The organism is Bacillus sp. FSL R10-2780 (assembly GCF_038006125.1).
Classification (GTDB): Bacteria; Bacillota; Bacilli; order Bacillales; family Bacillaceae_G; genus Bacillus_A; species Bacillus_A cereus_U.
The window spans coordinates 3763155-3785284 of sequence record NZ_JBBOUQ010000001.1; the positions used below are offsets into that span (position 1 = coordinate 3763155).

The following is a 22130-nucleotide window of genomic DNA, read 5'->3' on the forward strand; positions in this document are numbered from 1 at the left end:
ACACTGGGTGTTTTTTTAAAGTGTTGGAATTTTTTTTTCGTAATATTCCTCTGCAATCTCTTCGTAAAAAGCTGCTGCCGTTGTATAAAAATATGGAATTAACCATAAAAATCCAATCCCTAATGTAATACAACTTAATATAAACCAACCAATAAAACTTAAACATAAAATGAAATACTCCATCTTATGTCCAGCCATCATACGACGACTTTCTGTAATAGCTTGATTTATTGAATACTCAGGATGATCATTTATAATAAAATACGTCATCGCATAAGAAAATGATTTAATAATGCCTGGAATAATAAATAGTAAGCACCATAAGAAAATATAAATGTTTACTACTATATATAATAAAAATGACTTTATAAACTTACTTCCTGCTGCAAACCATCTGAATATATGCCCAATACGCGCTTCTTTTTCACGAATTATATGTAGCGCTAAACAATAACCCCCTAGCGTTAAAGGCCCCACCAGCAATATTGTAATAACCTCTATTGAAAGTGAGCTATTCACTTCTTTCCACTCCCAAACCTGAGAGAGAATGAACTGAATACTAAAACTAAAAACTGAAGTAAGAATCGAAATAAGTAATGTTGCCCCAACAGCTAAGCCCCATTTTCCTTCTAGTGAATCTAGCGCTTCTCCTTTTAAATCACTAATCATAATTAGCCTCCAATACGTAACAATTCTATTAGTATAGCATGTTCCTACTGCAATTCACCTTTTGCAATATAGCGATAAAAATGTGCTGTCGTTGTACCTACATATGGACTAAGCCAAAGAAACCCTATTCCAAGAGTAAGAATCGCTAAAATAGCCCACCCTATGAAGCTAAGCCATAGAAGAAATAAATCTAGTTTATGTCCCTTCATAAGATTCTTACTTTCTTTCATCGCCTGTGAAACGCTATAATCTGGATTTTCAATCATCACATAATACGTCATCGCATAAGAAAAATACATTACAATCATGCCGACAATTGAAATAGCTAATAATACGAAGAAAGCAATTGCAAACGACGTATTCCCTTCTTCACCCAAAAACGCGAATAAACCTAGTAACAACATCGGAATCCATGTACCTGTATATAACAAAATCGCAAGCATTGCCCACATTGTTTTCATCATTCTTTTAAAGCCGCGAAATCCTTCAAATAAATAATCTACTCTAGCATCTTCTCGTTTACTAATTTGTAGCAACACATTCGTATAACCGTACGATGTAATACTATAAGATGCATTACTCAAAATGATCATTATGCAATAAAAGATCCCAAATGTAACACCTGCTCCGATTGATATTGTTTCCTCTTCAAGTGAGCCTGTTAAACCAGCAAATAAGAAAAATATAATAAGTCCTGGAATTAAAAGTATAAGCATTGCGGCCATTGAAACAACATAACTTAAAATAAAATATAAAATCGTTGATCCAACACCTAGTCCCCATTTTCCCTTTAAAGAGTGCAACGCTTCTCGTTTCATTTCACCGATCATTGATTCATCTCCTTTATGAAATATAAATTGTTGTACATTCTCTACTTATACGAACAACAATATAATTATACCTATTTTTCAAATTTATTCCATCCATTAAATTCAGTTCCAGTTTCGACATTTAAATAAAACACAGCTATGCATAACAAATAACTAACCTGCAGTTCTTTTTATTTCTTGATTTTTACCTGGCATGGGGCAGAAAAAAGCCCTGACCGCTTCTATGCATGGCTAGATGCTCTCTCCTACCTAAAAAAAGGCGTCTTTTCCTCTTTTAATTTATATCCATAACAAAAAATCCGTAAAGGCAAGAGCCCTTACGGATTTTTTTACTTCATATCAGAAACGTTTAAACGGTTCACAGCACGCTGTAATGCCATTTCTGCACGTCTAAAGTCAACATGTGCTTGTTTCTCTTGCATACGTTGCTCAGCGCGACGTTTCGATTCATTTGCACGATGGATGTCGATATGGTTTGCTTCTTCAGCAGATGATGATAATACAGTTACTTTATCTGGACGAACTTCGATAAAGCCACCGCTTACTGCTACATAATCAGTGTGCCCATCATGTTTCAGACGAACTGCACTAATTTTTAACGGTGCAACAGTTGGAATGTGACCTGGTAAGATCCCCATTTCCCCACTCTCTGCTTTTACACTTACCATTTCTACTTCTTTTTCGTAAACCGGTCCATCAGGAGTTACAATACTGACTGGAAATGTCTTCATAATTCGTCCCTCCTAAGGCCTTACGCCATCATTTTCTTCGCGTTTTCAATAACATCTTCAATGCTACCAACAAGACGGAATGCATCTTCTGGAAGGTCATCATATTTTCCTTCTAGAATTTCTTTGAAACCACTAACTGTATTTTTTACAGGTACGTAAGAACCTTTTTGACCTGTAAACTGCTCAGCTACGTGGAAGTTTTGAGATAAGAAGAATTGAATACGACGAGCACGATGTACAACTAACTTATCTTCTTCAGATAACTCATCCATACCTAAGATAGCGATGATATCTTGAAGCTCTTTATAACGTTGTAAAGTTTGCTGTACTTGACGAGCTACTCCATAATGCTCTTCTCCTACGATTTCTGGAGAAAGTGCACGAGATGTAGATGCTAATGGATCTACGGCTGGGTAAATACCCATTTGTGTTAAACGACGCTCTAAGTTTGTTGTTGCATCTAAGTGAGCGAACGTTGTAGCTGGTGCTGGATCCGTATAGTCATCGGCTGGTACATATACCGCTTGGATAGACGTGATAGATCCTTTATTTGTAGATGTAATACGCTCTTGTAATTGACCCATTTCTGTTGCAAGTGTTGGTTGGTAACCTACCGCAGATGGCATACGACCAAGAAGGGCAGATACTTCAGAACCTGCTTGCGTGAAACGGAAGATGTTATCGATGAACAATAGTACGTCTTGTCCTTGCTCATCACGGAAATGTTCAGCCATTGTTAAGCCTGTTAATGCAACACGTTGACGTGCTCCAGGTGGCTCGTTCATTTGTCCGAATACCATCGCAGTTTTCTTAATTACGCCAGAATCGCTCATTTCGTGGTATAAGTCGTTACCTTCACGAGTACGCTCACCTACACCAGCGAATACAGAGATACCACCGTGTTCTTGTGCGATGTTGTTAATTAATTCCTGAATTAATACTGTTTTACCTACACCGGCACCACCGAATAGACCGATCTTACCACCCTTAATGTAAGGGGCAAGTAAATCTACTACTTTAATACCAGTTTCAAGAATTTCTACTTTAGTAGATAACTCTTCGAATGCAGGCGCTTGACGGTGAATTGGATCACGACGTACATCGGCAGGAACTTCACCATCTAAGTCAATTGCATCACCTAATACGTTAAATACACGACCAAGTGTTGCATCACCAACTGGTACAGAGATTGCTTTACCAGTATCTTCTACTTCTGTGCCACGAACAAGTCCATCTGTGGAAGACATCGCAACTGTACGAACTGTGTCATCACCTAAATGAAGTGCAACTTCAAATGTTAAGTTAATGCTTGCTCCGTTTTCGTTGCTTTGTTTTACCGTAAGGGCGTTGTAGATTTCTGGTAGCTTTCCGCCATCAAACTTAACGTCTACAACCGGACCCATGATTTGCGTAACGCGCCCTTTATTCATCGGGTTCCCTCCTAGCTTTCTTTTAATTAGCCAGCTTTCTAAGAGAAGTCGGCTTTTAATTTTTATTAGTTTATAGCTTACGCGACTCTCCTGTTCTGGACGAGCCGCCTACGCTTTTTATTGAATCTAGCTCCAGCGGTTAGAATGTTCGGTGGCTTCGCTTTTTCCTGCGAGGCACAAATCGCCTCTACGTCAAAAGCTCCATCCCCCTCTCATTCTGAACGAACCGCCTACGCTTTTTATTACTATTCTAACGCTGCTACTCCACCAACGATTTCCGTAATTTCTTGCGTAATCGCTGCTTGACGTGCACGGTTGAATGAAAGTGTAAGTGAATCGATAACTTCCATTGCGTTGTCTGTAGCACTCTTCATTGCTGTCATACGCGCCGCGTGCTCACTTGCTTTACCGTCTAGTAATGCACCGTACACTAAGCTTTCTGCGTATTGTGGCAATAATACTTTTAAAATTTCTTCTTCAGAAGGTTCGAATTCATAAGCTGTCGTCGGTTTGTCAGACGCCACATCCGTAAGCGGTAAAATTTTATTCTCCGTTACTTCTTGTGAAATTTTACTTACATAATGATTGTAGTAAATGTACAGCTCATCATAAGCACCATCTGCGAACATCGCAATTGCTCGAGAAGCAATATCTTTAATATCAATAAATGATGGGTGGTCAGATAATCCAACTACTTCATCAATGATGTTAAAGCCGCGACGTTTTAAATAATCACGTCCTAGTCGTCCAAGCACAATAATTGAATATTGGTTTGAATCCATATTATGACGTTCACGAATTACGTTACTTACTGTACGTAATACGTTACTGTTATAACCACCTGCTAGTCCGCGATCAGATGTAATAACGATGTATCCTGTACGCTTTACAGGACGCGCATTTAGCATTGGATGATTAATCCCTTTACTTCCTTGCGCAATGCTCGCTACTACTTCTTGAATCTTTTCCATATACGGAACGAAAGATTTAGCATTTTGCTCTGCACGGTTTAACTTAGATGCAGATACCATCTCCATCGCTTTCGTAATTTGACTCGTTTTCTTTGTCGAGTTAATCTTCGCTTTTATATCGCGTAAAGATGCCACAGGTTTTCACCACCTTTTTTCCGGAAGTTGGCACGATTAGTAAGAATCCTCTTCCTAATCTACGTTGCAAGATATTCTTGCTCATGATTGAAGGAAAAGAATAGGTGCACCTACTCTTTTCCTTTACATAACCGTCAGCAATCTCAAAAGCTGAGATGCCTTTATATGATCTAGCTAAGTCACAGTCGACTTCACTTTTATTTATCTAGCTCCAGCGGCTTGAATGCTCGGTGGCTTCACTTCTTCCTACGAGGCAAAAACCGCCTCTTCGTCAGAAGCTCCATCCCCCTCACATTCAGGACGAGCCGCTTCCGCTTTTATTTATTATTCAGAAGCTACGAATACTTTTTTAAATCCGTTAATTGCTGCTGCAAATTTGTCGTCATCCGCAAGTTTCTTAGTTGTGCGAATTTCGCTTAATAAGTCAGCTGCATTTGAATCTAACCAAGCATGGAATTCTTCTTCGAAACGAGTGATATCTACTACTGGGATATCATCTAGGAATCCACGTGTTAAAGCGTAAAGAATGATAACTTGTTTCTCTACACGTAACGGTTTGTGTAATCCTTGTTTTAATACCTCAACTGTACGAGCACCACGGTTTAATTTCGCTTGTGTTGCTTTATCAAGGTCAGAACCGAACTGAGCGAACGCTTCTAACTCTCGGTAAGATGCAAGGTCAAGACGAAGTGTACCTGATACTTTACTCATTGCTTTAATCTGAGCAGATCCACCTACACGAGATACAGAAGTACCCGCATCGATCGCTGGACGTACGCCAGAGAAGAATAGGTCAGATTGTAAGAAGATTTGTCCATCCGTAATAGAGATTACGTTGGTTGGGATGTAAGCTGATACGTCCCCTGCTTGTGTTTCGATGAAAGGTAGTGCAGTTAAAGAACCGCCGCCTCTTGCATCACTTAATTTTGCTGCACGCTCTAATAAACGAGAATGTAAGTAGAATACATCCCCTGGATATGCTTCACGACCTGGAGGACGACGTAATAGTAATGAAAGCTCACGGTAAGCCGCTGCTTGTTTAGATAAGTCATCATATACTACTAATACGTGTTTACCATTGTACATGAACTCTTCACCCATTGTTACACCAGCATAAGCAGCTAGGTATAATAATGGAGCTGGTTGAGAAGCTGATGCAGTTACAACGATTGTGTAATCTAATGCACCGTGCTTACGTAGTGTTTCTACTACGTTACGTACAGTTGATTCTTTTTGTCCGATAGCTACATAGATACAAACCATATCTTCATCTTTTTGGTTAATGATTGTATCAAGTGCAACTGCTGTTTTACCTGTTTGACGGTCACCGATGATTAACTCACGTTGACCACGGCCAATTGGTACAAGAGCATCGATCGCTTTAATACCTGTTTGAAGTGGCTCATGAACAGATTTACGATCCATTACACCTGGTGCTGGACTTTCGATTGGACGAGTGTTTGTTGTATTGATTGGGCCTAAACCATCAACTGGTTGACCTAATGGGTTTACAACACGACCGATTAGTTCTTTTCCTACTGGTACTTGCATGATGCGACCAGTACGACGAACTTCGTCACCTTCACGGATTTCTGTGTAAGGTCCTAAAATAATGATACCTACGTTGTTTTCCTCTAAGTTTTGTGCTAGTCCCATAACGCCGTTAGAGAACTCTACAAGTTCACCAGCCATAACGTTATCAAGACCATGAGCACGCGCAATACCGTCACCAACTTGGATAACTGTACCAACATCACTAACTTCGATTTCAGACTGATAGTTCTCGATTTGTTGCTTTATCAGTGCGCTAATTTCTTCAGCTCTGATGCTCATGTGCTTCACCCCTATCTATTCTTCATTAATTCACGCTGAATACGTGCTAATTTTCCTTGTAAGCTTCCGTCGTAAATGCGATTTCCAATACGTACTTTAATGCCGCCTAGTAAATCTTCATCTACAACATTTTTCACGCGAATTGCATCTTTTCCTGTTTTTTTTGCAAATGCTTCTGCAATGTTAAGTTTTTCGTCTTCTGATAGAAGACGAATAGAATATACAGTTGCATCCGCTACGTTACGCTCTTCATTAGCAAGAACAACATATTCATCTGCAATTTCAGGTAGAATATCAATACGCTTGTTATCAATTAAAATATATAACGTATTTAAAATAGATTCAGAAACAGATGCGAATACGTTTGCAAGAAACGTTTTCTTCTGCTCTTTTGAAATGTTCGGTTGCGTTAAAAAGCTATGTAGTTCTTCGTTCTTTACATAAACGTTTTGTACAAGGCGTAATTCCTCTTCAAACATTTCTAATACGTGTTTTTCTTTTGCAATTTTGAAAAGAGCGACAGCATAACGTTTTGCTACAATCCCATTGCTCATCGCGCTTCTCCTACTTCTTTAATATAATCGCGAATTAACTTCACTTGATCTTCTTCTTTTAACTCTTTTTCAATTACTTTAGAAGCAATTTGAACAGATAAAGAAGCGACTTGTTCTTGTAAAGCAGCAATCGCTTGCTCTTTTTCGCGTTGAATTTCTTGTACAGCAGATGTTTTAATTGATTCTGCTTCTTCTTTCGCAGCAGCAACAATAACATCTTTTTGATCTACAGCTTGTTTTTTCGCTCTTTCGATTAACTCTTGTGCTTCAACACGCGATTGTTTTAACATTTCACGTTGTTCTTCTACTAACTTCTTCGCTTCAGTGTTACTTCTTTCTGCAGCGTCGATTTCATTAGTAACATGCTCTTCACGTTCTTTCATAATTCCCATTAAAGGACCCCACGCAAATTTGCGTAGCATTACTAATAGAAGTAAGAAAATGAACAATGTATAAGCAATCGTTCCAAATGGAATGGAAGCACCTAATAATAAAGTTGGCACAAGGATTCACTCCCTTCAAAATATCTAAATTGATCCTATGAAAAAAAAAGACATACATTTCGTTCATAAAGCAATGGCGAAGAAAGTTCGGAAAAACACTCTTCGCCATCTATGTAAGGGGAGTCTCCCTTATTTGTTCATTACGATGAAAGCAATAACTACACCGATAATTGGAAGTGCCTCAACTAAAGCAACCCCGATGAACATAATTGTTTGAAGTGCGCCTTTTAATTCTGGTTGACGAGCAACACCTTCGATTGTACGTGATACGATAAGACCGTTACCAATACCTGCACCTAATGCTGATAAACCAATTGCAATTGCAGCTGCGATTACACCTAAACTCATTTAATTTGTCCTCCTTTGTATTATAAAAAAATAAATTTTTTCTTACTTAAATTATATTAATGGTCATGGCTTACTTTATGAGCCATATAAACCATCGTTAACATTACGAAAATAAATGACTGGATTGATCCAACGAATACACTGAATCCCATCCATGCTAACATCGGTACAAGTGCACCTAATGCTCCAAAGAATGATGCTCCGCCTAACTTAGCAAGTAATCCTAATAAGATTTCACCTGCATAAATGTTACCAAATAAACGAAGACCTAACGTTAATGTGTTAGCAAACTCCTCAATAACCTTTAATGGGAATAAGAATTTCATAGGTTGGAAATAACCTTTAGCATATTCTTTCGTACCCTTCATCTTAATTCCATAATAATGGGTGAGGGTAACTACCATCACGGCTAATGTTAATGCAACTGCTGGATCAGACGTTGGTGATCTCCACCATGCAATATGTTCGCCAGCCTCAACTGTTGAATACATGAATGGTAAACCAAGGAAGTTCGATACGATGATAAACATGATAAGCGTAACGCCAAGCGTTAAGAAACGTCCACCTGTTTTCCAGTCCATCGTACTATTGATAATCCCTTTCACGAAGTCAAACACCCATTCCATGAAATTTTGCATTCCGGTTGGGCGAAGCGCTAAGCTGCGAGTTCCGATAACAGCGATTAAGAAAACAATAACTGCTGCTACAGTAACCATCATAACTGATGACAAATCGAACGTTAAACCTAGAAATTTAACTAATTTACCGTGTTCCACTAGTAATTCACCTCTCTTCCCTGCTCGTATACTCTAAATAAAGAAAATCTATGATCATGACAAGGTATCCTGTCAGCAATCCTACACCTAAGCCCCACATCGCAATTAACTCTTGATATTTGGCTGCAAATAAAATTAATAACCCAATCGTGGCGAATCTTGAATATGTACTTACCGCTGTCGCCTTAAACTTCACGTTTTCTCCATTTGTTACGCGATCTAATAGCTTGTCTGTTCTACGTGCAATGATGCGCAAACTAAGAAAACTGAAAATCGTTCCGATAATCAGCCCAAGAAATACATCCTTGTAAGAGGTAATTCCCCATCCTAGCACTAGAAGCGCAAGCAAGTAGTACATATATTTCTTTTGTCTTTGGACAAGTCCATGTACGTCTATCATCATTGCTCTCCCGAATAGTAATGTTGAATGAGTCGAATCATTGCGTATACCCCTGTTCCTAACCCGAGTAATAACCCTATAATAAGAAACAACGGAAACGTTCCAACCTTATTATCAATCCATTGCCCACCAAAGATTCCAATAAGAATAGAACCAACTAACTGAGCAAGTATTCCTGACATTAAAGCATACGCTTTTATATGGCTGCGATCGTTTTTTTGCAAGGATTCATCCCTCCAATATGTAACCCTCATTCACGATGTGTTAATAATAACTCATTTTTCTGCATAAATTCTATACAAAATAAAAAGTTTACATTTTCGTCACGGAATAGATGCATTTTTGTCACTGAAAGCCCTACCATCTATCCCCGTTGTTAGCATACAATAGGGTATTAACAGTGTCAACGAGAAATCGTAAAAAATCAAAAAATTTGAGTATTAGGCATTTCCTCCCAAAAATGAAAACGTTCCCCTTCTAAATACTGGTTAGAGATATGCAATTTCTAACAGATCTCTCTTTATAATAGAAGAAAATGTTCACAAGTTTGTCACTATTATATTTTTAAGATATAGCGCTTTCCTTCCATAATATAGTGTTCTCTAGACGTAAGACTTCTATATTATATGTGATGTGTATATAACTTATGTTGTATATACCCTGTATATTTATCTCCCCCTCCCCCGTGCGCTGAGGGCGAAAAAAAACGAGAGGGGAATCCCCCTCTCGTCTGTTGTCTTACTTCGTTCCGAATAAACGGTCACCAGCATCACCAAGACCTGGAACTACATAACCATGGTCATTTAACTTCTCATCTAATGCTGCTATATAAATATCAACATCAGGATGCTCTTCCTGTACTACTTTTACTCCTTCTGGAGCAGCTACGATACACATTAATTTAATGTGCTTTGCACCGCGCTTTTTCAGAGAATTAATTGCTTCAGCCGCAGAACCACCTGTTGCTAGCATTGGGTCTAGTACGATAAAGTCACGCTCTTCTACATCCGTTGGAAGTTTCACATAGTATTCTACCGGTTGCAATGTTTCAGGGTCACGGTATAAACCAACGTGTCCTACTTTTGCTGCTGGAATTAATTTCAGAATTCCATCAACCATTCCTAAACCTGCACGTAAAATCGGAATTAAACCAAGTTTTTTACCAGCGATCACTTTTGTTGTCGCTTTGCTTACAGGCGTTTCAATTTCAATGTCTTTAAGTGGCAGATCACGAGTAATCTCGAAAGCCATTAAGCTTGCTACTTCGTCCACTAATTCACGAAAATCTTTCGTACCTGTATTCTTATCGCGAATATATGTAATCTTATGTTGAATTAACGGGTGATCAAATACATACAGTTTTCCCATGTGAATCTCTCCTTTAGATGATATTCATGCGTTTACACGCTTTTTTACACTATTTACGATTGTAAAGAAAACGCTACTAATATTCAAGGGCAAATTTGGTAAAATCATGATTTTGCGATGAATCTATCTAGTATCTTTACCAATTATGGGAGCTGTATCCTTCATTATATCGCCAAAATTTATTCATCATTTGTATACATACTTTAAAAGCAATATATGTCCACAAAAAAGACTACTAAAACAATTACGTTTCAGCAGTCTTTTTTAATCTATTATAGATTTGTATACATTGGGAATTTGCTCGTTAACGCCTCTACACGTTTGCGCGCTTCTTCTAGTTCAGCTTCATTCTCATGATTTTTTAATGTATGAGCAATAATTGCTGCAATCTCATCCATTTCTTCTGAACCAAAACCACGAGATGTTACCGCTGCTGTACCGATACGTACGCCGCTTGTTACAAATGGGCTTGCTGTTTCAAATGGAATCGTATTTTTATTCACTGTAATACCAACTTCATCTAATACGTGCTCTGCTACTTTACCTGTAATTTCTAAGTTACGAACATCAATTAAGATTAAATGATTGTCTGTTCCACCAGAAACAAGTGTAAGTCCTTCTTTTTGAAGGCCTTCAGCTAAACGATTCGCATTATTAATGATATTTTGTGCATATGTTTTAAAATCATCTTGTAGTGTCTCACCAAATGCAACAGCTTTTGCAGCAATTACATGCATAAGCGGGCCACCTTGAATACCAGGGAAGATTGATTTATCAATTTGTTTTGCAAATTGTTCTTCACATAAAATCATACCACCACGTGGGCCGCGTAATGTTTTATGTGTTGTTGTTGTAACGAAATGTGCATGTGGTACTGGATTTGGATGTAAACCAGCTGCTACTAAACCAGCGATATGTGCCATATCAACCATTAAGTATGCTCCCACTTCATCTGCAATCTCACGGAATCGTTTGAAATCGATAACACGAGGATATGCACTTGCACCTGCAACGATTAATTTTGGTTTATGTTCTTTCGCTTTTGCTAATACATCATCGTAATTAATGCGATGAGATTCAGCATCCACGCCATATTCTACGAAATTATATTGTACTCCACTGAAGTTAACAGGGCTTCCGTGTGTTAAGTGACCACCATGAGATAAATTCATACCAAGTACTGTATCGCCTTGCTCTAAAATCGTGAAGTATACTGCCATGTTCGCTTGTGCACCAGAATGTGGTTGAACATTTACATGCTCTGCGCCAAAAATTTCTTTCGCGCGATCACGTGCGATATCTTCTACTACGTCTACGTGTTCACAACCACCATAGTAACGTTTTCCAGGATATCCTTCAGCATACTTATTCGTTAAAACAGAACCTTGCGCCTCCATTACTGCTTCACTTACGAAATTTTCCGAAGCAATTAACTCAATCTTTGAACGCTGTCTTCCTAGTTCTGCCTCAATTGCAGCAAATACCTTTTCATCTTGACGTTTTAAATGATTCACCAAAATCCCCCTTTTCTGAACGAATTACATCAATTCCCAATAGTTTTTTCTCATTTATTCAGAAAAAACGAAAATTCAGGTTGTAATTCTTTCGAACCTTCATGTTTTCAACTACATTCTAACATGACTTTCTATATCATAAAAGAAAAAAAAAGACCAAAATTGGTCTTTTCTTTCTTCTATTATAAAGTCAGACTACATACCTTTTACCTTTCGATATAAAGCTGTTATAAGACTTTATAATTTTTCATGTTTAACGACAAGGAATAGCTTCTTCATTTGCCGCATAAACAGCACGTGCTCCACCTATTAGTTTCCCACGTGTTTTCGCCATCGTTACATGCGCACTTCCTATTTCCTTCACACTTGTACGAACCGGTACAGCTACATGCTTTAAATGCATACCGATAAATGTATCACCGATATCCATTCCTGCATCTGCTTTAATAAACTCAATTACTACCGGATCTTTAAAATTGTGATACGCATACGTCGCTAATGCACCACCTGCTGATCTAACAGGCGTAACTGTTACAATTTCAAATTGATATTTCATCGCTACATCTCTCTCAACTACTAAAGCACGATTTAAATGCTCACAACATTGAAACGCCAATTCAATACCTGTTCGTTCTTGAAATTGTTTAAATTCAGAAAAAATCGCCTCTGCCACTTCCATCGTTCCTGATGTTCCAATTCTTTCACCTAGCACTTCGCTCGTGCTACACCCCACTACAAAAATTTGGCCTCTTTGCAGTGAAGCTTGTTCTTGGAAATCAGAAAGCGACATTTGCAGCTGTTCTCTTACCTTTACGATTTCTGTCATTACGCCTCTTCCTTTCACAGGTTGGTTCACCAAATTATATTTCATACTACTTATAGTTAGAATCTATTACTTTGTTTCGTACGTTTTAATTTTTCCTACGCGGTTTTCGTGACGGCCACCTTCATAGTCAGTTGTTAGCCAAATTTTTGCGATATCACGCGCTAGACCAGCTCCAATTACACGCTCGCCCATTGCTAACATGTTAGTGTCATTATGCTCTCTCGTCGCTTTCGCACTGAAAGTATCATGAACTAATGCACAACGAATACCATTTACTTTGTTTGCTGCGATTGACATACCAATGCCTGTCCCGCAAACTAAAATGCCACGATCCACTTCACCATTTGCGACCATTTCTGCTGCCGGAAACGCAAAATCAGGGTAATCAACAGAACCAGCTTCACATTCACAACCTAAATCAATATATTCAATATTTAACTCTTCTAATAAACTTACAAGTTCTTTACGGATATTCATACCGCCGTGATCAGATGCTACCACTACTTTCATTTTTACCCCTCCAAAGTTTCAATCAATTATCTTCATTTCACACTCGCTACCTTAATGGAACGAAGTGATCTCCAATATCGTATTATACACGAAACATCAACCTTCTGAATGTTTTTTCAGTAAAGTTTGTACAAGTTTTTCCATCTCTTCTAACGTTTCTTTATAAATAGAAAGCGATCCGCCAAATGGATCTGAAATATCCTTACTTACACCCTCAGTTAATCCATATAATGTATCCAATTTCTTTTCAACACTCGGATAATGCCCAAGTACAATTTGCTTATGGTTTTCCGTCATTGTTACTACAATATCCGCCCAATCAACTAAAGTCTCGTTTACCTGCTGTGCAGCATGATCGATTACAATTCCTTTTTCAGCTAAAGCTTCCTTTACATGTACCGACGCATCGCTTCCAGGATAGGCAAAAACACCAGCAGATTGCACTTCAAATTTACCTTCTCCATAATGACGAAGCAAAGCCTCAGCCATCGGACTACGGCATGTATTTCCAGTGCAAACAAATAACACCCGTTTCATCCAAACCCACCCCTTTTTTTCTGTTTCCTACCATTTATCCCCGATTGATGAAGGCTAATAATCAACAGGGGATGAACACCCTCCACTGATTAAAGTTTCACTTTATCATAGCGTACATTAGAATAGAACAAAAGAAATGTGAATATACGAAAGGCGCATTTCTCTTATATTTTTTCTAAGAAAAATGCGCCTTATCCACATATATGTGAAACCCTATTTCCAAGCGCCCAAAGTATTTACCATACATAATGAACACACTACGAAACAAAATAAGGAATCCATTTCATACGAAACAGATTCCTTTCATACAATAATTATTTCATTGTAACTTTCATTACTTCTGTTGAACCTTTTGTAGCTGTTACACCTATAGTTGTCTTAATAGACTCAGCTGCATCTGTGTTTGTAATAACGATTGGAGTAATTGTGCTTTTCGCTTTTTCACGAATTAATTCTAAGTCGAATGAGATTAATTTATCTCCAGCTTTTACAGATTGTCCTTCAGAAACGTGAGCTTCGAAACCTTCACCTTCCATTTTTACAGTTTCTAATCCAACGTGGATTAAAATTTCTGTACCGTTTTTCGCTTTAATTCCAATAGCATGTTTCGTGTGGAATAATTGTACGATTTCACCATCAACTGGAGATACAACTACACCTTCAGTAGGATCGATTGCAACACCGTCACCCATCATACGACCAGCGAATACTGGATCTGGTACTTCTTCAATATTTTTCACTGCTCCAGTTAATGGAGCTACGATTGTTTCTTCATTTGTTTTTGAACCAAAACCGAATAATTTTTTAAACATAGGATAGTCCTCCTTATAATTTACCTAAAAGTTTATAGGGCAATCTCTATTCAAGATCGAAATACACGTAAGACTTCATACTTCGAATGTTATACTGAAAAAACGCTTTCGAAATAAATCATGTCGTTACTACTAGACTCTTATTGTAGCGCCTCACAAAATTCCAGTCAATTCTGATTGTCTGAATAACAATAAGAAGTTAACTTCTACTTATATTTTCTCTTTTTTTCACTTACTCGTCTAGAGGTCTTTACTACATTTTATTTTTTGTTGTTAATTTGTAAAATTTCTTTCGAATTTTTATTGAAATCCACTTGACTAAAGTAAGTAACTATTTTATTATTACTTACATAAGATAAGTTAATAACTTTTAGGAGGTTTTTGAAATGATGGATATCGGTCTTCTTATTATTCGTCTTATTATAGGAATTACATTCATGGGTCACGGTGCTCAAAAATTATTCGGTTGGTTTGGTGGCTACGGGCTGAAAGGAACAGGTGGCTGGATGGAATCAATCGGCTTACGCCCTGGTGTATTTATGGCATTTATGGCTGGCGCAACTGAACTATTAGGTGGTTTCTTATTCGCAGCAGGTATTTTCACTGTAGTTGGTTCATTATTTATCGTAGGAACAATGTTAGTAGCAATCTTCACAGTTCACGGAAAAAATGGTTACTGGGTAACACAAAACGGATTTGAGTATAATTTAATGTTAATCGCTGTTGCAGTTGGTGTAGCTTTAATCGGCCCTGGTGCTTACGTTTTACTTTAATGTTTATCTCTATTTCGAGATATTTACCAAAAAAGAGATTACTTCAAATTGAGGTAATCTCTTTTTTTACATCATCAAAAAAATATTATTTTCAGCAGGAGATTCCCATTGATATCTTGTAAACAAACAATAAGTATTCATATTTAGAAAGGGGATTACAACATGTTATCCATTAATCCAAACGAACAAACCGAAAAAGATAATTACAAATTACTAACAGGAAGTATCATTCCACGTCCTGTTGCATTCGTTACTTCTGTAACTAAAGATGGTGTATTGAACGGTGCGCCATATAGTTATTTCAATATCGTCGCTGCCAATCCACCACTTATCTCGGTTTCCGTACAACGCAAAGAAGGAAAACCGAAAGACACTTCCCGAAACGCAATCGAAAAAGGGGAATTTGTCGTACATATTTCTGATGAATCTTACGTAGAAGCGATCAATGAAACAGCAGCCAACCTACCTCCTAATGAAAGTGAAATCGAATTAGCAAAACTAACACCAATCGACAGTGATGTCATTTCAGTACCAGGGGTGAAAGAAGCAAACATTCGAATGGAATGCGTATTAGAACGCGCTATCCCGCTCGGCGGAACCGAAGACTCACCAGCTTGTGATCTACTAATTGGCCGCGTCGTTCGCTTCCACGTCGCAGAACACTTATACGAAAACGGTCGAATTCACGCCGAAGAACTAAAACCAATAAGCCGCCTTGCAGGACACAACTACGCAAAACTAGGAGAACAATTTGAATTAGTGAGGCCTATTTAAAAGTGGAAGCGGCTCGCTCAGAATCGCAGGGCATTGGAGCTCTCGACCTTGAAGCGCTATTTGCTTCGAGCGAGAGAGCGAAATGGCCGGAGATTCTAGCCGCTGGAGCTGGATATCCCCTAAAAGCGGAAGTGGCTCGCTCAGAATGAGAGGGAGATGGAGCTTCTGACGTAGAGGCGCTTTTTGCCTCGCAGGAAGACGCGAAGCCACCGACCATTCTAGCCGCTGGAACTGGATACAACTAAAAGCGGAACCTTAGACGCAAGGGCCTAGGAGCTGGAGCTAGATATCACCCTAAAAGCGCGACCGGCTCGTTCAGAATCATAGGGCATTGGAGTCTTTCATCATTCAAATATAAAATCCCCCGCTTTAAGCGGGGGATTTTTTCACTGTAATTCTTCCTTCTTCTCCTCTAATGCAGGTAATTTCTCTTTTTTAGATCTACCCAGCTTTATTACAAAGAAATATAAGGAAAGTAACGTAATAAGGAAAACAATTAAAAATGGATACGGTGAATAAAACGCACGCGCCGCCTCCGATTTTCCTGCAACAAATTTTAATGATTCGATATCTAAAAACTCAGCAAACATTTGTACACCGAGCATACTAAACCAAAAAACAAAAAAACTAATAATAATACCAAAAACTTGCTTTAATCTCGTCATTTGTACCATCCTTTCTATATTTGTGGAGTATTGTATTCAAATGCACAGAAAGGAATTAACTCACCATTCACGAATCAATTTAACCCAACCTAAAACCGCAATTTGCAAAATAACGCCCCAAAAGATAAGCCTACGTAACCACCTTGGAAAAAAAGTTATAAATACGACATACCATTTCAGCAACCTATTCATGTTCTCCACCCTCATATAAAATTATATAGGAAAAAGGAGATACAATCCAAACCCAACAAGAATAATACCACCTACTATTTCACCGTATGTACCAAGCATATTTTTGGCATGGCTACCAAGCAATAAACCCATCCAAGCTAGTAACATACTTATTAGTCCGAACAGTAATATCGTAATAATTGTCTCTGCTCCGTAAATTCCAAGACTAAGACCTACTGAAAAACTATCTATACTAACACCAAATGCAAATACAAATAAACTAATTCCAATTGGAGCAGTTCTAGTCTCTTCCCCTTCTAAAATAGACGAATATACGATATAAAACCCTAGCCCAATTAATAAAATAGCTCCTGCAAAATTCGCGACATCCCCATACCTCTCTGATAGAAAACGTCCTAGTACCATTCCGATAAATGGCATAATAATATGAAATATCCCAATCGTCATACCGATATAAAGGATTTGTCTTAACTTTAATGTTACCATCCCCATACCGAGGCTCACTGAAAATGCATCCATCCCCAGGGCGAATGCCATAATTATTAAAGGTATTAATTGTTCAAGTGTCATTCATATCCCCCCTCGGACGTGCTACTTCACAATATGCTTATCCGAGGAGAAATATTCTGTTTGCTAAAGGTACATTATCATTCAATAATAATCTGATGTCCCGCAGCTTTTGTTAAACGATTCATAATTGCATTTCCTATGCCTTCATTCGGGAATGATTCACTAAAAATAACATCTACTTCACTTGCATCAAACGTTCTAAGCACATCATATAACTTAGTCGCAACGCTGGCTAAATCGCTTCGCACACCACAAGACAATACAACATCTGCACTATACACATGCTGATACTCTTCTGTCGTTAATACACCTACTTTAAACCCTTCTTTCTTCTTCTCATCCACAATACGTTGAATAAACTCACGGGACCCTTCAACAATACTAAGTGGCGCTTTCGGTGCATAATGTGTATATTTCATTCCAGGTGATTTTGGTTTTTCTTTCTCATCCTTTAAAGCTGGATCTAAAGAAACATTTCCTATCACTGCTTCTAATTGCTCCTTCGTAATCCCGCCTGGACGTAAAATCGTCGGAACCTCGCTCGTACAATCAATTACAGTTGACTCAACGCCTACTCCTGTTGCCCCGCCATCAACAATACCAGCAATTTTCCCGTTTAAATCTTCATACACATGAGAAGCTAACGTTGGACTTGGGCGTCCTGAACGATTCGCACTCGGTGCCGCAACAGGCACGTTTGCCTCTTCAATAAGAGCGAGCGCTACTGGATGATCCGGCATCCTCACTCCGACTGTATTAAGTCCGGCCGTAACCCTCTCTGAAATCCCTTTTTTTCTCGGTAAAATGATTGTTAATGGTCCTGGCCAAAAATGCTCCATTAACTTTTCTGCAACCGGCGGAATTTCTCTTACGATACCATCTAACTGAGATTTTGTTCCTATGTGGACAATCAGTGGATTATCGCTCGGTCTCCCTTTCGCTTCAAAAATTTTCGCTATCGCTTCATCATCCATTGCGTTTGCTCCTAACCCATATACCGTTTCCGTTGGGAAGGCCACCGCTTCATTTTCTCTTAATAATCTCGCTGCTTCTTTTAATTGTGGATAATATTTTTTTCTTTCCACAACATTATCCACAACCCACATATTTGTATGCATTTTTTCCCACGTCCTTTTCTACCATGAAATACTTGTCTATTTTTAGTTTACTATGAGATTTATCCAAAAGACAAACAAGGTTTATCCACAAAATGTGGATAAACCTTGTTAATCCGTGGATAACTTTGTGAATAGCTGACAATTTAGTATTATTGCATTTAGCTCTTTTATATTTTTACAAAAGTGTTCTAACTGTCGAATTTCCTCTGGCACTTCCTCTTTCTCTATAATGACAAAGTTAAAAAACTGAAAGATTGTCACAGATTGTGGATGATTTGTGAGTAAGTACAATTGTCGAATATCTTTTTCTTTCATATACTGCAAAAACATCTCAAAAAAATATAAGAAAGTCTGTTTATCCACATTAGGTGTGAATAAACAAGAACGGATAAGTGCATTTCCCCCACCTTGTTCATATCCAACTACCGCTCGTATTTCTCCCGCCTCTTCCAAGATCATAAATTGTGCGTACAACTCATTTATTTTATCATCTTTTTTATTAGCTTGTCCGAAAAAAGAATGCAATCTTTCTACATCTGCTTTCGTAGCAAAATACACGTTCTTCATAGTAAATCCCTCCTCATTGATATATATGAGGAAGGATTTAGTAATAGTACTATTTAGAGAATAAAGATGTAAAAACTTCGACGATAAATAATTTAACCTCTGGTTTTTCTTCTTCCTCTTCTACTGTTACATACTCATTTTCCTTTTCTTGTTTTTGCTCCACAGGTTTTTCCACTTTTTCCACAGTTGTTGTTTCTACTTTTTTTACAGGCTGTTCTTCTACTTGCGTTTCATGTTTTACTACTTTCTTTTCCTGGACTGTTACTTTTTCAGCTTTTTCCGGCTTTACTACTTTCGTTTCTTTCACCTTATCCACTTTCTTCTCCGGTACATCCACTACTTCCTCATCTGGTTGTCTCACCTGCTCCTCTTCAGGAGATTCAGCTTTCACAACATGTTCTTCCTTCCTTACAGCTGTACCACTTGAAAAATCTAAGAAACACATCGGTGGAAATAATACACACCACCAGTTTGCACCTTCACCTTTTCCAATTGTAATAAGTACCGCTTCATATTCTCCTGCCGGATAAATAAAATTCCCATATACCTTTGTAGGAAACTTCACATTCTTACCGAATTTCACTTGAAATGCCTCTTTACTTCCTTCTCTTTTCAGCGTATTCTCCACTGTCTTTTCAATTTCAGGAATATGATTTTGAATTACTTTTCGCGCTTCTTCAAATGACGTTAAATCCGCTACCCATCCATCAATTTGCGCTTTCACTTCATCACGTACTTTACGTTTTAATGCCTGATCTTCATCTGAATCACTATTTGCTAAAATCCGTAATCGAACGGCCTCTTTCGGAATAACTGAAGGCCCTTTCGCATCAGCTTTCATATATCCAAACTGCACAAGCAACTGTGCACCAATTAATAATAGAAGAAGATAAGCAATAACTTGTTTTTTCATTTCCTCCACCGTCCCTTCTACAAACAGTGTGGACAGACTTTCATCTTTCTAAACTATTAAATTCAAAATCTATGTCAACTCCCCCCACTGAGATGAAGCGTTTCAATGGGGGCTTGAGTTAGAACTCTAGGTCTTTTCGTCTATCGCTAGACAGTTTGACGCTCTAGAATTCATGCCACCTTACGGTAACACCCCAAGTATGTTTTTGGTTGGTACTGGCAACGAACTATTGTTTTCCCACTTGCACCACCCTTTCGAAAAAGAGCAATTCTTCCTTATGGAAGAAGCCACCACTCAGATGAACCCGGCGTGTGCTACAAGCCCCGATAAGTCGAGTACACATGGATGGTTGACGCACCCACTAAGCTATGCGCGAAGCAACAGCCTTACGTTTTTGCACTTCTAATAGAATCGGCGTTTTCACTTTGAGATTGTCATCCAATTCTACAACTCTTGATTTTTGCAATGTATTCAATGCACCATTAATATCAGCATGGATACATGTTCCTGCTTTACTTTGGTACAGACCACGAGTGATTCGTTTGCCACTAAGGAGATAATGTGTTCTATCCTCCTTAGACCAAACTGGAATCGGATCTTTATCTAGGAAACTAGCTTTTGAAGTATAGCTTTCTTCTTGTTTCAAAAATCGGATACCTGCTTTTACACATTTATTCTCAATTGCTGCAATCAGTTTATGAAATGGGATTTGAACAAATTTTTGGTTATTCTTTTTTCCCATATCAGATTTTTGTTTCCAACCAGTGTTATAACCTACGACAACCGTATCTATGCTGCATGCTTTCACTTTTTTGAACAACAGGCCTACAGTTTGTGAAATGTAACCATTTATTTGTCGTTCTCGTTTATGCCAAAGTGCAGCCATTTGGTTCGTTACAACACGTTTTGAAAGTCCATTTTCCATATTTTTCAGTTGTAGATTACATATCATTTTGTTGAAGTACTGGTTAATGGATTTTAGTTTTTTTCCATCAATTAAGAATGTATCACCTGTATTTGTTGCACAACTTAATAATCTGTCTACACCTAAATCGCAACTCAAAGCGTTACTAGTAGTCGTGGATTGTTTCTTCATTTGAGAAACGTGCATTTCATATGTGTAATGCACCTCAAAGAACCGACCTTTTTGCTTCGGTACAATCTCAATGTAGGAGATTTTTTTATTTCTTAAGTTTTTAGGCATACGTATTTTAATGGAACCGAATTTTTTTCTGAATGCAACATTCATCGGAATCATCCAATACCCGTTATCATCCACTTTTGGAACTTGATAGATTTCAATGATTCGTTTGTCAGTTGAACGAGAATAATTCGGAAACTTAGGACGACCTGTGAATGTTTCAGGTTTTTTCTTCCACTGTTCCAATGCTTTAAAAAAGCTCTTCACTTCTGTAAATAAGGCTCTACGAATCGCTTGAACAGAGTTTGATTGAATGCCCCAGTAGTTCATATCGGCTTGCATAGCAGTGTCCACTTCTTTTACAGTAGCCATCTTGTTATTATTCAAGTAACTTTGTTTAATCGTGTACAATCCAACATTTCGCAATGCTTTTGAACTATGTGACATGCGTTGCAGTAAACGAAATTCTTTAGCCGTAAGGCAAGCTCGTCCGATATTCTGTTTCTGAGTGAATCGTTGGATGTTTTCTCTTTTCTTTTGTTTACGTAATACTTTCACTACTTTCTTTTTAGCCATTGTTTTCACCACCTTTCTTAGAGAGTTCATTAAAATTATTTCTTTTGGCGCAAGTAACCGAATGATGATTATTATCCAATTTCGTTGTCTTAAA

27 protein-coding genes are annotated in these 22130 nt (G+C 38.1%); 2 read left to right on the forward strand and 25 right to left on the reverse strand.

Translation table 11 applies throughout. The features are described from left to right. Positions 1-15 precede the first annotated feature (15 nt). The 19 genes from NSQ47_RS19695 to NSQ47_RS19785 all read right to left on the reverse strand — a co-directional run bounded on the left by NSQ47_RS19695 (position 16) and on the right by NSQ47_RS19785 (position 14747). On the reverse strand, positions 16-669 hold the full coding sequence (locus NSQ47_RS19695; protein ID WP_341037807.1) for a DUF975 family protein: 654 nt from the start codon (positions 667-669) through the stop codon (positions 16-18). A 44-nt stretch (positions 670-713) separates the two neighbouring features. Beyond that, on the reverse strand, positions 714-1499 hold the full coding sequence (locus NSQ47_RS19700) for a DUF975 family protein (protein WP_341037809.1): 786 nt from the start codon (positions 1497-1499) through the stop codon (positions 714-716). A gap of 329 nt (positions 1500-1828) precedes the next feature. Beyond that, positions 1829-2230, reverse strand: a complete 402-nt coding sequence (gene atpC, locus NSQ47_RS19705) for a F0F1 ATP synthase subunit epsilon (RefSeq protein ID WP_002113040.1) — start codon at positions 2228-2230, stop codon at positions 1829-1831. A 20-nt stretch (positions 2231-2250) separates the two neighbouring features. Beyond that, positions 2251-3660, reverse strand: coding sequence for a F0F1 ATP synthase subunit beta (gene atpD, locus NSQ47_RS19710; protein ID WP_002089736.1), 1410 nt, complete (start codon positions 3658-3660; stop codon positions 2251-2253). A gap of 245 nt (positions 3661-3905) precedes the next feature. Then, on the reverse strand, positions 3906-4766 hold the full coding sequence (atpG, locus tag NSQ47_RS19715; RefSeq protein ID WP_002159783.1) for a F0F1 ATP synthase subunit gamma: 861 nt from the start codon (positions 4764-4766) through the stop codon (positions 3906-3908). A 324-nt stretch (positions 4767-5090) separates the two neighbouring features. Continuing rightward, complete coding sequence (atpA, locus tag NSQ47_RS19720; protein WP_002113043.1) at positions 5091-6599, reverse strand: F0F1 ATP synthase subunit alpha; 1509 nt, start codon at positions 6597-6599, stop codon at positions 5091-5093. Positions 6600-6610: 11 nt separating this feature from the next. After that, on the reverse strand, positions 6611-7153 hold the full coding sequence (gene atpH, locus NSQ47_RS19725) for a F0F1 ATP synthase subunit delta (protein ID WP_341037811.1): 543 nt from the start codon (positions 7151-7153) through the stop codon (positions 6611-6613). Next, positions 7150-7656 (reverse strand): F0F1 ATP synthase subunit B, encoded by a 507-nt coding sequence (gene atpF / locus NSQ47_RS19730; protein WP_002113045.1) that lies wholly within the window; start codon positions 7654-7656, stop codon positions 7150-7152. The genes atpH and atpF overlap by 4 nt, the downstream gene beginning before the upstream one ends. 129 nt (positions 7657-7785) lie before the next feature. Then, entirely contained in the window at positions 7786-8004 is a 219-nt protein-coding gene (atpE, locus tag NSQ47_RS19735) for a F0F1 ATP synthase subunit C (protein ID WP_000052064.1), read from the reverse strand. Positions 8005-8060: 56 nt separating this feature from the next. Then, a complete protein-coding gene (gene atpB / locus NSQ47_RS19740; protein ID WP_016106712.1) occupies positions 8061-8780 on the reverse strand; it encodes a F0F1 ATP synthase subunit A in 720 nt (239 codons plus the stop codon). A gap of 7 nt (positions 8781-8787) precedes the next feature. Continuing rightward, entirely contained in the window at positions 8788-9180 is a 393-nt protein-coding gene (locus tag NSQ47_RS19745; protein ID WP_002016288.1) for an ATP synthase subunit I, read from the reverse strand. After that, positions 9180-9404 carry an AtpZ/AtpI family protein gene (locus NSQ47_RS19750; RefSeq protein WP_002089742.1) on the reverse strand — a complete coding sequence of 75 codons (225 nt, stop codon included), beginning with the start codon at positions 9402-9404 and terminating at the stop codon, positions 9180-9182. Before NSQ47_RS19750 ends, NSQ47_RS19745 begins: the two co-directional genes overlap by 1 nt. Positions 9405-9430: 26 nt before the next feature. Next, positions 9431-9544 carry a DUF4024 domain-containing protein gene (locus NSQ47_RS19755; RefSeq protein ID WP_000232963.1) on the reverse strand — a complete coding sequence of 38 codons (114 nt, stop codon included), beginning with the start codon at positions 9542-9544 and terminating at the stop codon, positions 9431-9433. Positions 9545-9918: 374 nt separating this feature from the next. Then, entirely contained in the window at positions 9919-10548 is a 630-nt protein-coding gene (upp, locus tag NSQ47_RS19760) for a uracil phosphoribosyltransferase (RefSeq protein ID WP_002113046.1), read from the reverse strand. Between the two features lie 272 nt (positions 10549-10820). Then, entirely contained in the window at positions 10821-12062 is a 1242-nt protein-coding gene (gene glyA / locus NSQ47_RS19765) for a serine hydroxymethyltransferase (RefSeq protein ID WP_002159781.1), read from the reverse strand. Between the two features lie 253 nt (positions 12063-12315). Continuing rightward, positions 12316-12888, reverse strand: a complete 573-nt coding sequence (locus NSQ47_RS19770) for a TIGR01440 family protein (protein WP_002159780.1) — start codon at positions 12886-12888, stop codon at positions 12316-12318. Positions 12889-12954: 66 nt separating this feature from the next. Continuing rightward, positions 12955-13398, reverse strand: a complete 444-nt coding sequence (gene rpiB / locus NSQ47_RS19775) for a ribose 5-phosphate isomerase B (protein ID WP_000869917.1) — start codon at positions 13396-13398, stop codon at positions 12955-12957. Between the two features lie 96 nt (positions 13399-13494). Next, positions 13495-13935: a low molecular weight protein arginine phosphatase gene (locus NSQ47_RS19780; protein WP_341037813.1), complete on the reverse strand. Its 441-nt coding sequence runs from the start codon at positions 13933-13935 to the stop codon at positions 13495-13497. 314 nt (positions 13936-14249) lie between these two features. After that, complete coding sequence (locus NSQ47_RS19785) at positions 14250-14747, reverse strand: PTS sugar transporter subunit IIA (RefSeq protein WP_002159778.1); 498 nt, start codon at positions 14745-14747, stop codon at positions 14250-14252. A gap of 386 nt (positions 14748-15133) precedes the next feature. Here NSQ47_RS19785 and NSQ47_RS19790 point away from each other — a divergent pair, with 386 nt between their 5' ends. Both NSQ47_RS19790 and NSQ47_RS19795 read left to right on the forward strand, forming a co-directional pair. Next, a complete protein-coding gene (locus tag NSQ47_RS19790; RefSeq protein ID WP_002144734.1) occupies positions 15134-15520 on the forward strand; it encodes a DoxX family protein in 387 nt (128 codons plus the stop codon). A gap of 162 nt (positions 15521-15682) precedes the next feature. Then, a complete protein-coding gene (locus NSQ47_RS19795) occupies positions 15683-16294 on the forward strand; it encodes a flavin reductase family protein (RefSeq protein ID WP_016106716.1) in 612 nt (203 codons plus the stop codon). 386 nt (positions 16295-16680) lie between these two features. Here NSQ47_RS19795 and NSQ47_RS19800 read toward each other — a convergent pair whose 3' ends face one another. The 6 genes from NSQ47_RS19800 to NSQ47_RS19825 form a co-directional block, all read right to left on the reverse strand. Further along, a complete protein-coding gene (locus tag NSQ47_RS19800; protein ID WP_002159775.1) occupies positions 16681-16959 on the reverse strand; it encodes a DUF3935 domain-containing protein in 279 nt (92 codons plus the stop codon). A 213-nt stretch (positions 16960-17172) separates the two neighbouring features. After that, on the reverse strand, positions 17173-17721 hold the full coding sequence (locus tag NSQ47_RS19805) for a manganese efflux pump MntP (protein WP_002159774.1): 549 nt from the start codon (positions 17719-17721) through the stop codon (positions 17173-17175). Positions 17722-17798: 77 nt separating this feature from the next. Further along, positions 17799-18839 carry an L-threonylcarbamoyladenylate synthase gene (locus NSQ47_RS19810; RefSeq protein WP_002016299.1) on the reverse strand — a complete coding sequence of 347 codons (1041 nt, stop codon included), beginning with the start codon at positions 18837-18839 and terminating at the stop codon, positions 17799-17801. Positions 18840-18947: 108 nt separating this feature from the next. Next, entirely contained in the window at positions 18948-19406 is a 459-nt protein-coding gene (locus tag NSQ47_RS19815) for a mechanosensitive ion channel protein (protein ID WP_340988027.1), read from the reverse strand. 49 nt (positions 19407-19455) lie between these two features. Further along, positions 19456-20319 (reverse strand): stage II sporulation protein R, encoded by an 864-nt coding sequence (gene spoIIR / locus NSQ47_RS19820; protein WP_016106719.1) that lies wholly within the window; start codon positions 20317-20319, stop codon positions 19456-19458. Between the two features lie 361 nt (positions 20320-20680). Next, positions 20681-22036: a transposase gene (locus NSQ47_RS19825; protein WP_341037815.1), complete on the reverse strand. Its 1356-nt coding sequence runs from the start codon at positions 22034-22036 to the stop codon at positions 20681-20683. Positions 22037-22130 lie beyond the last annotated feature (94 nt).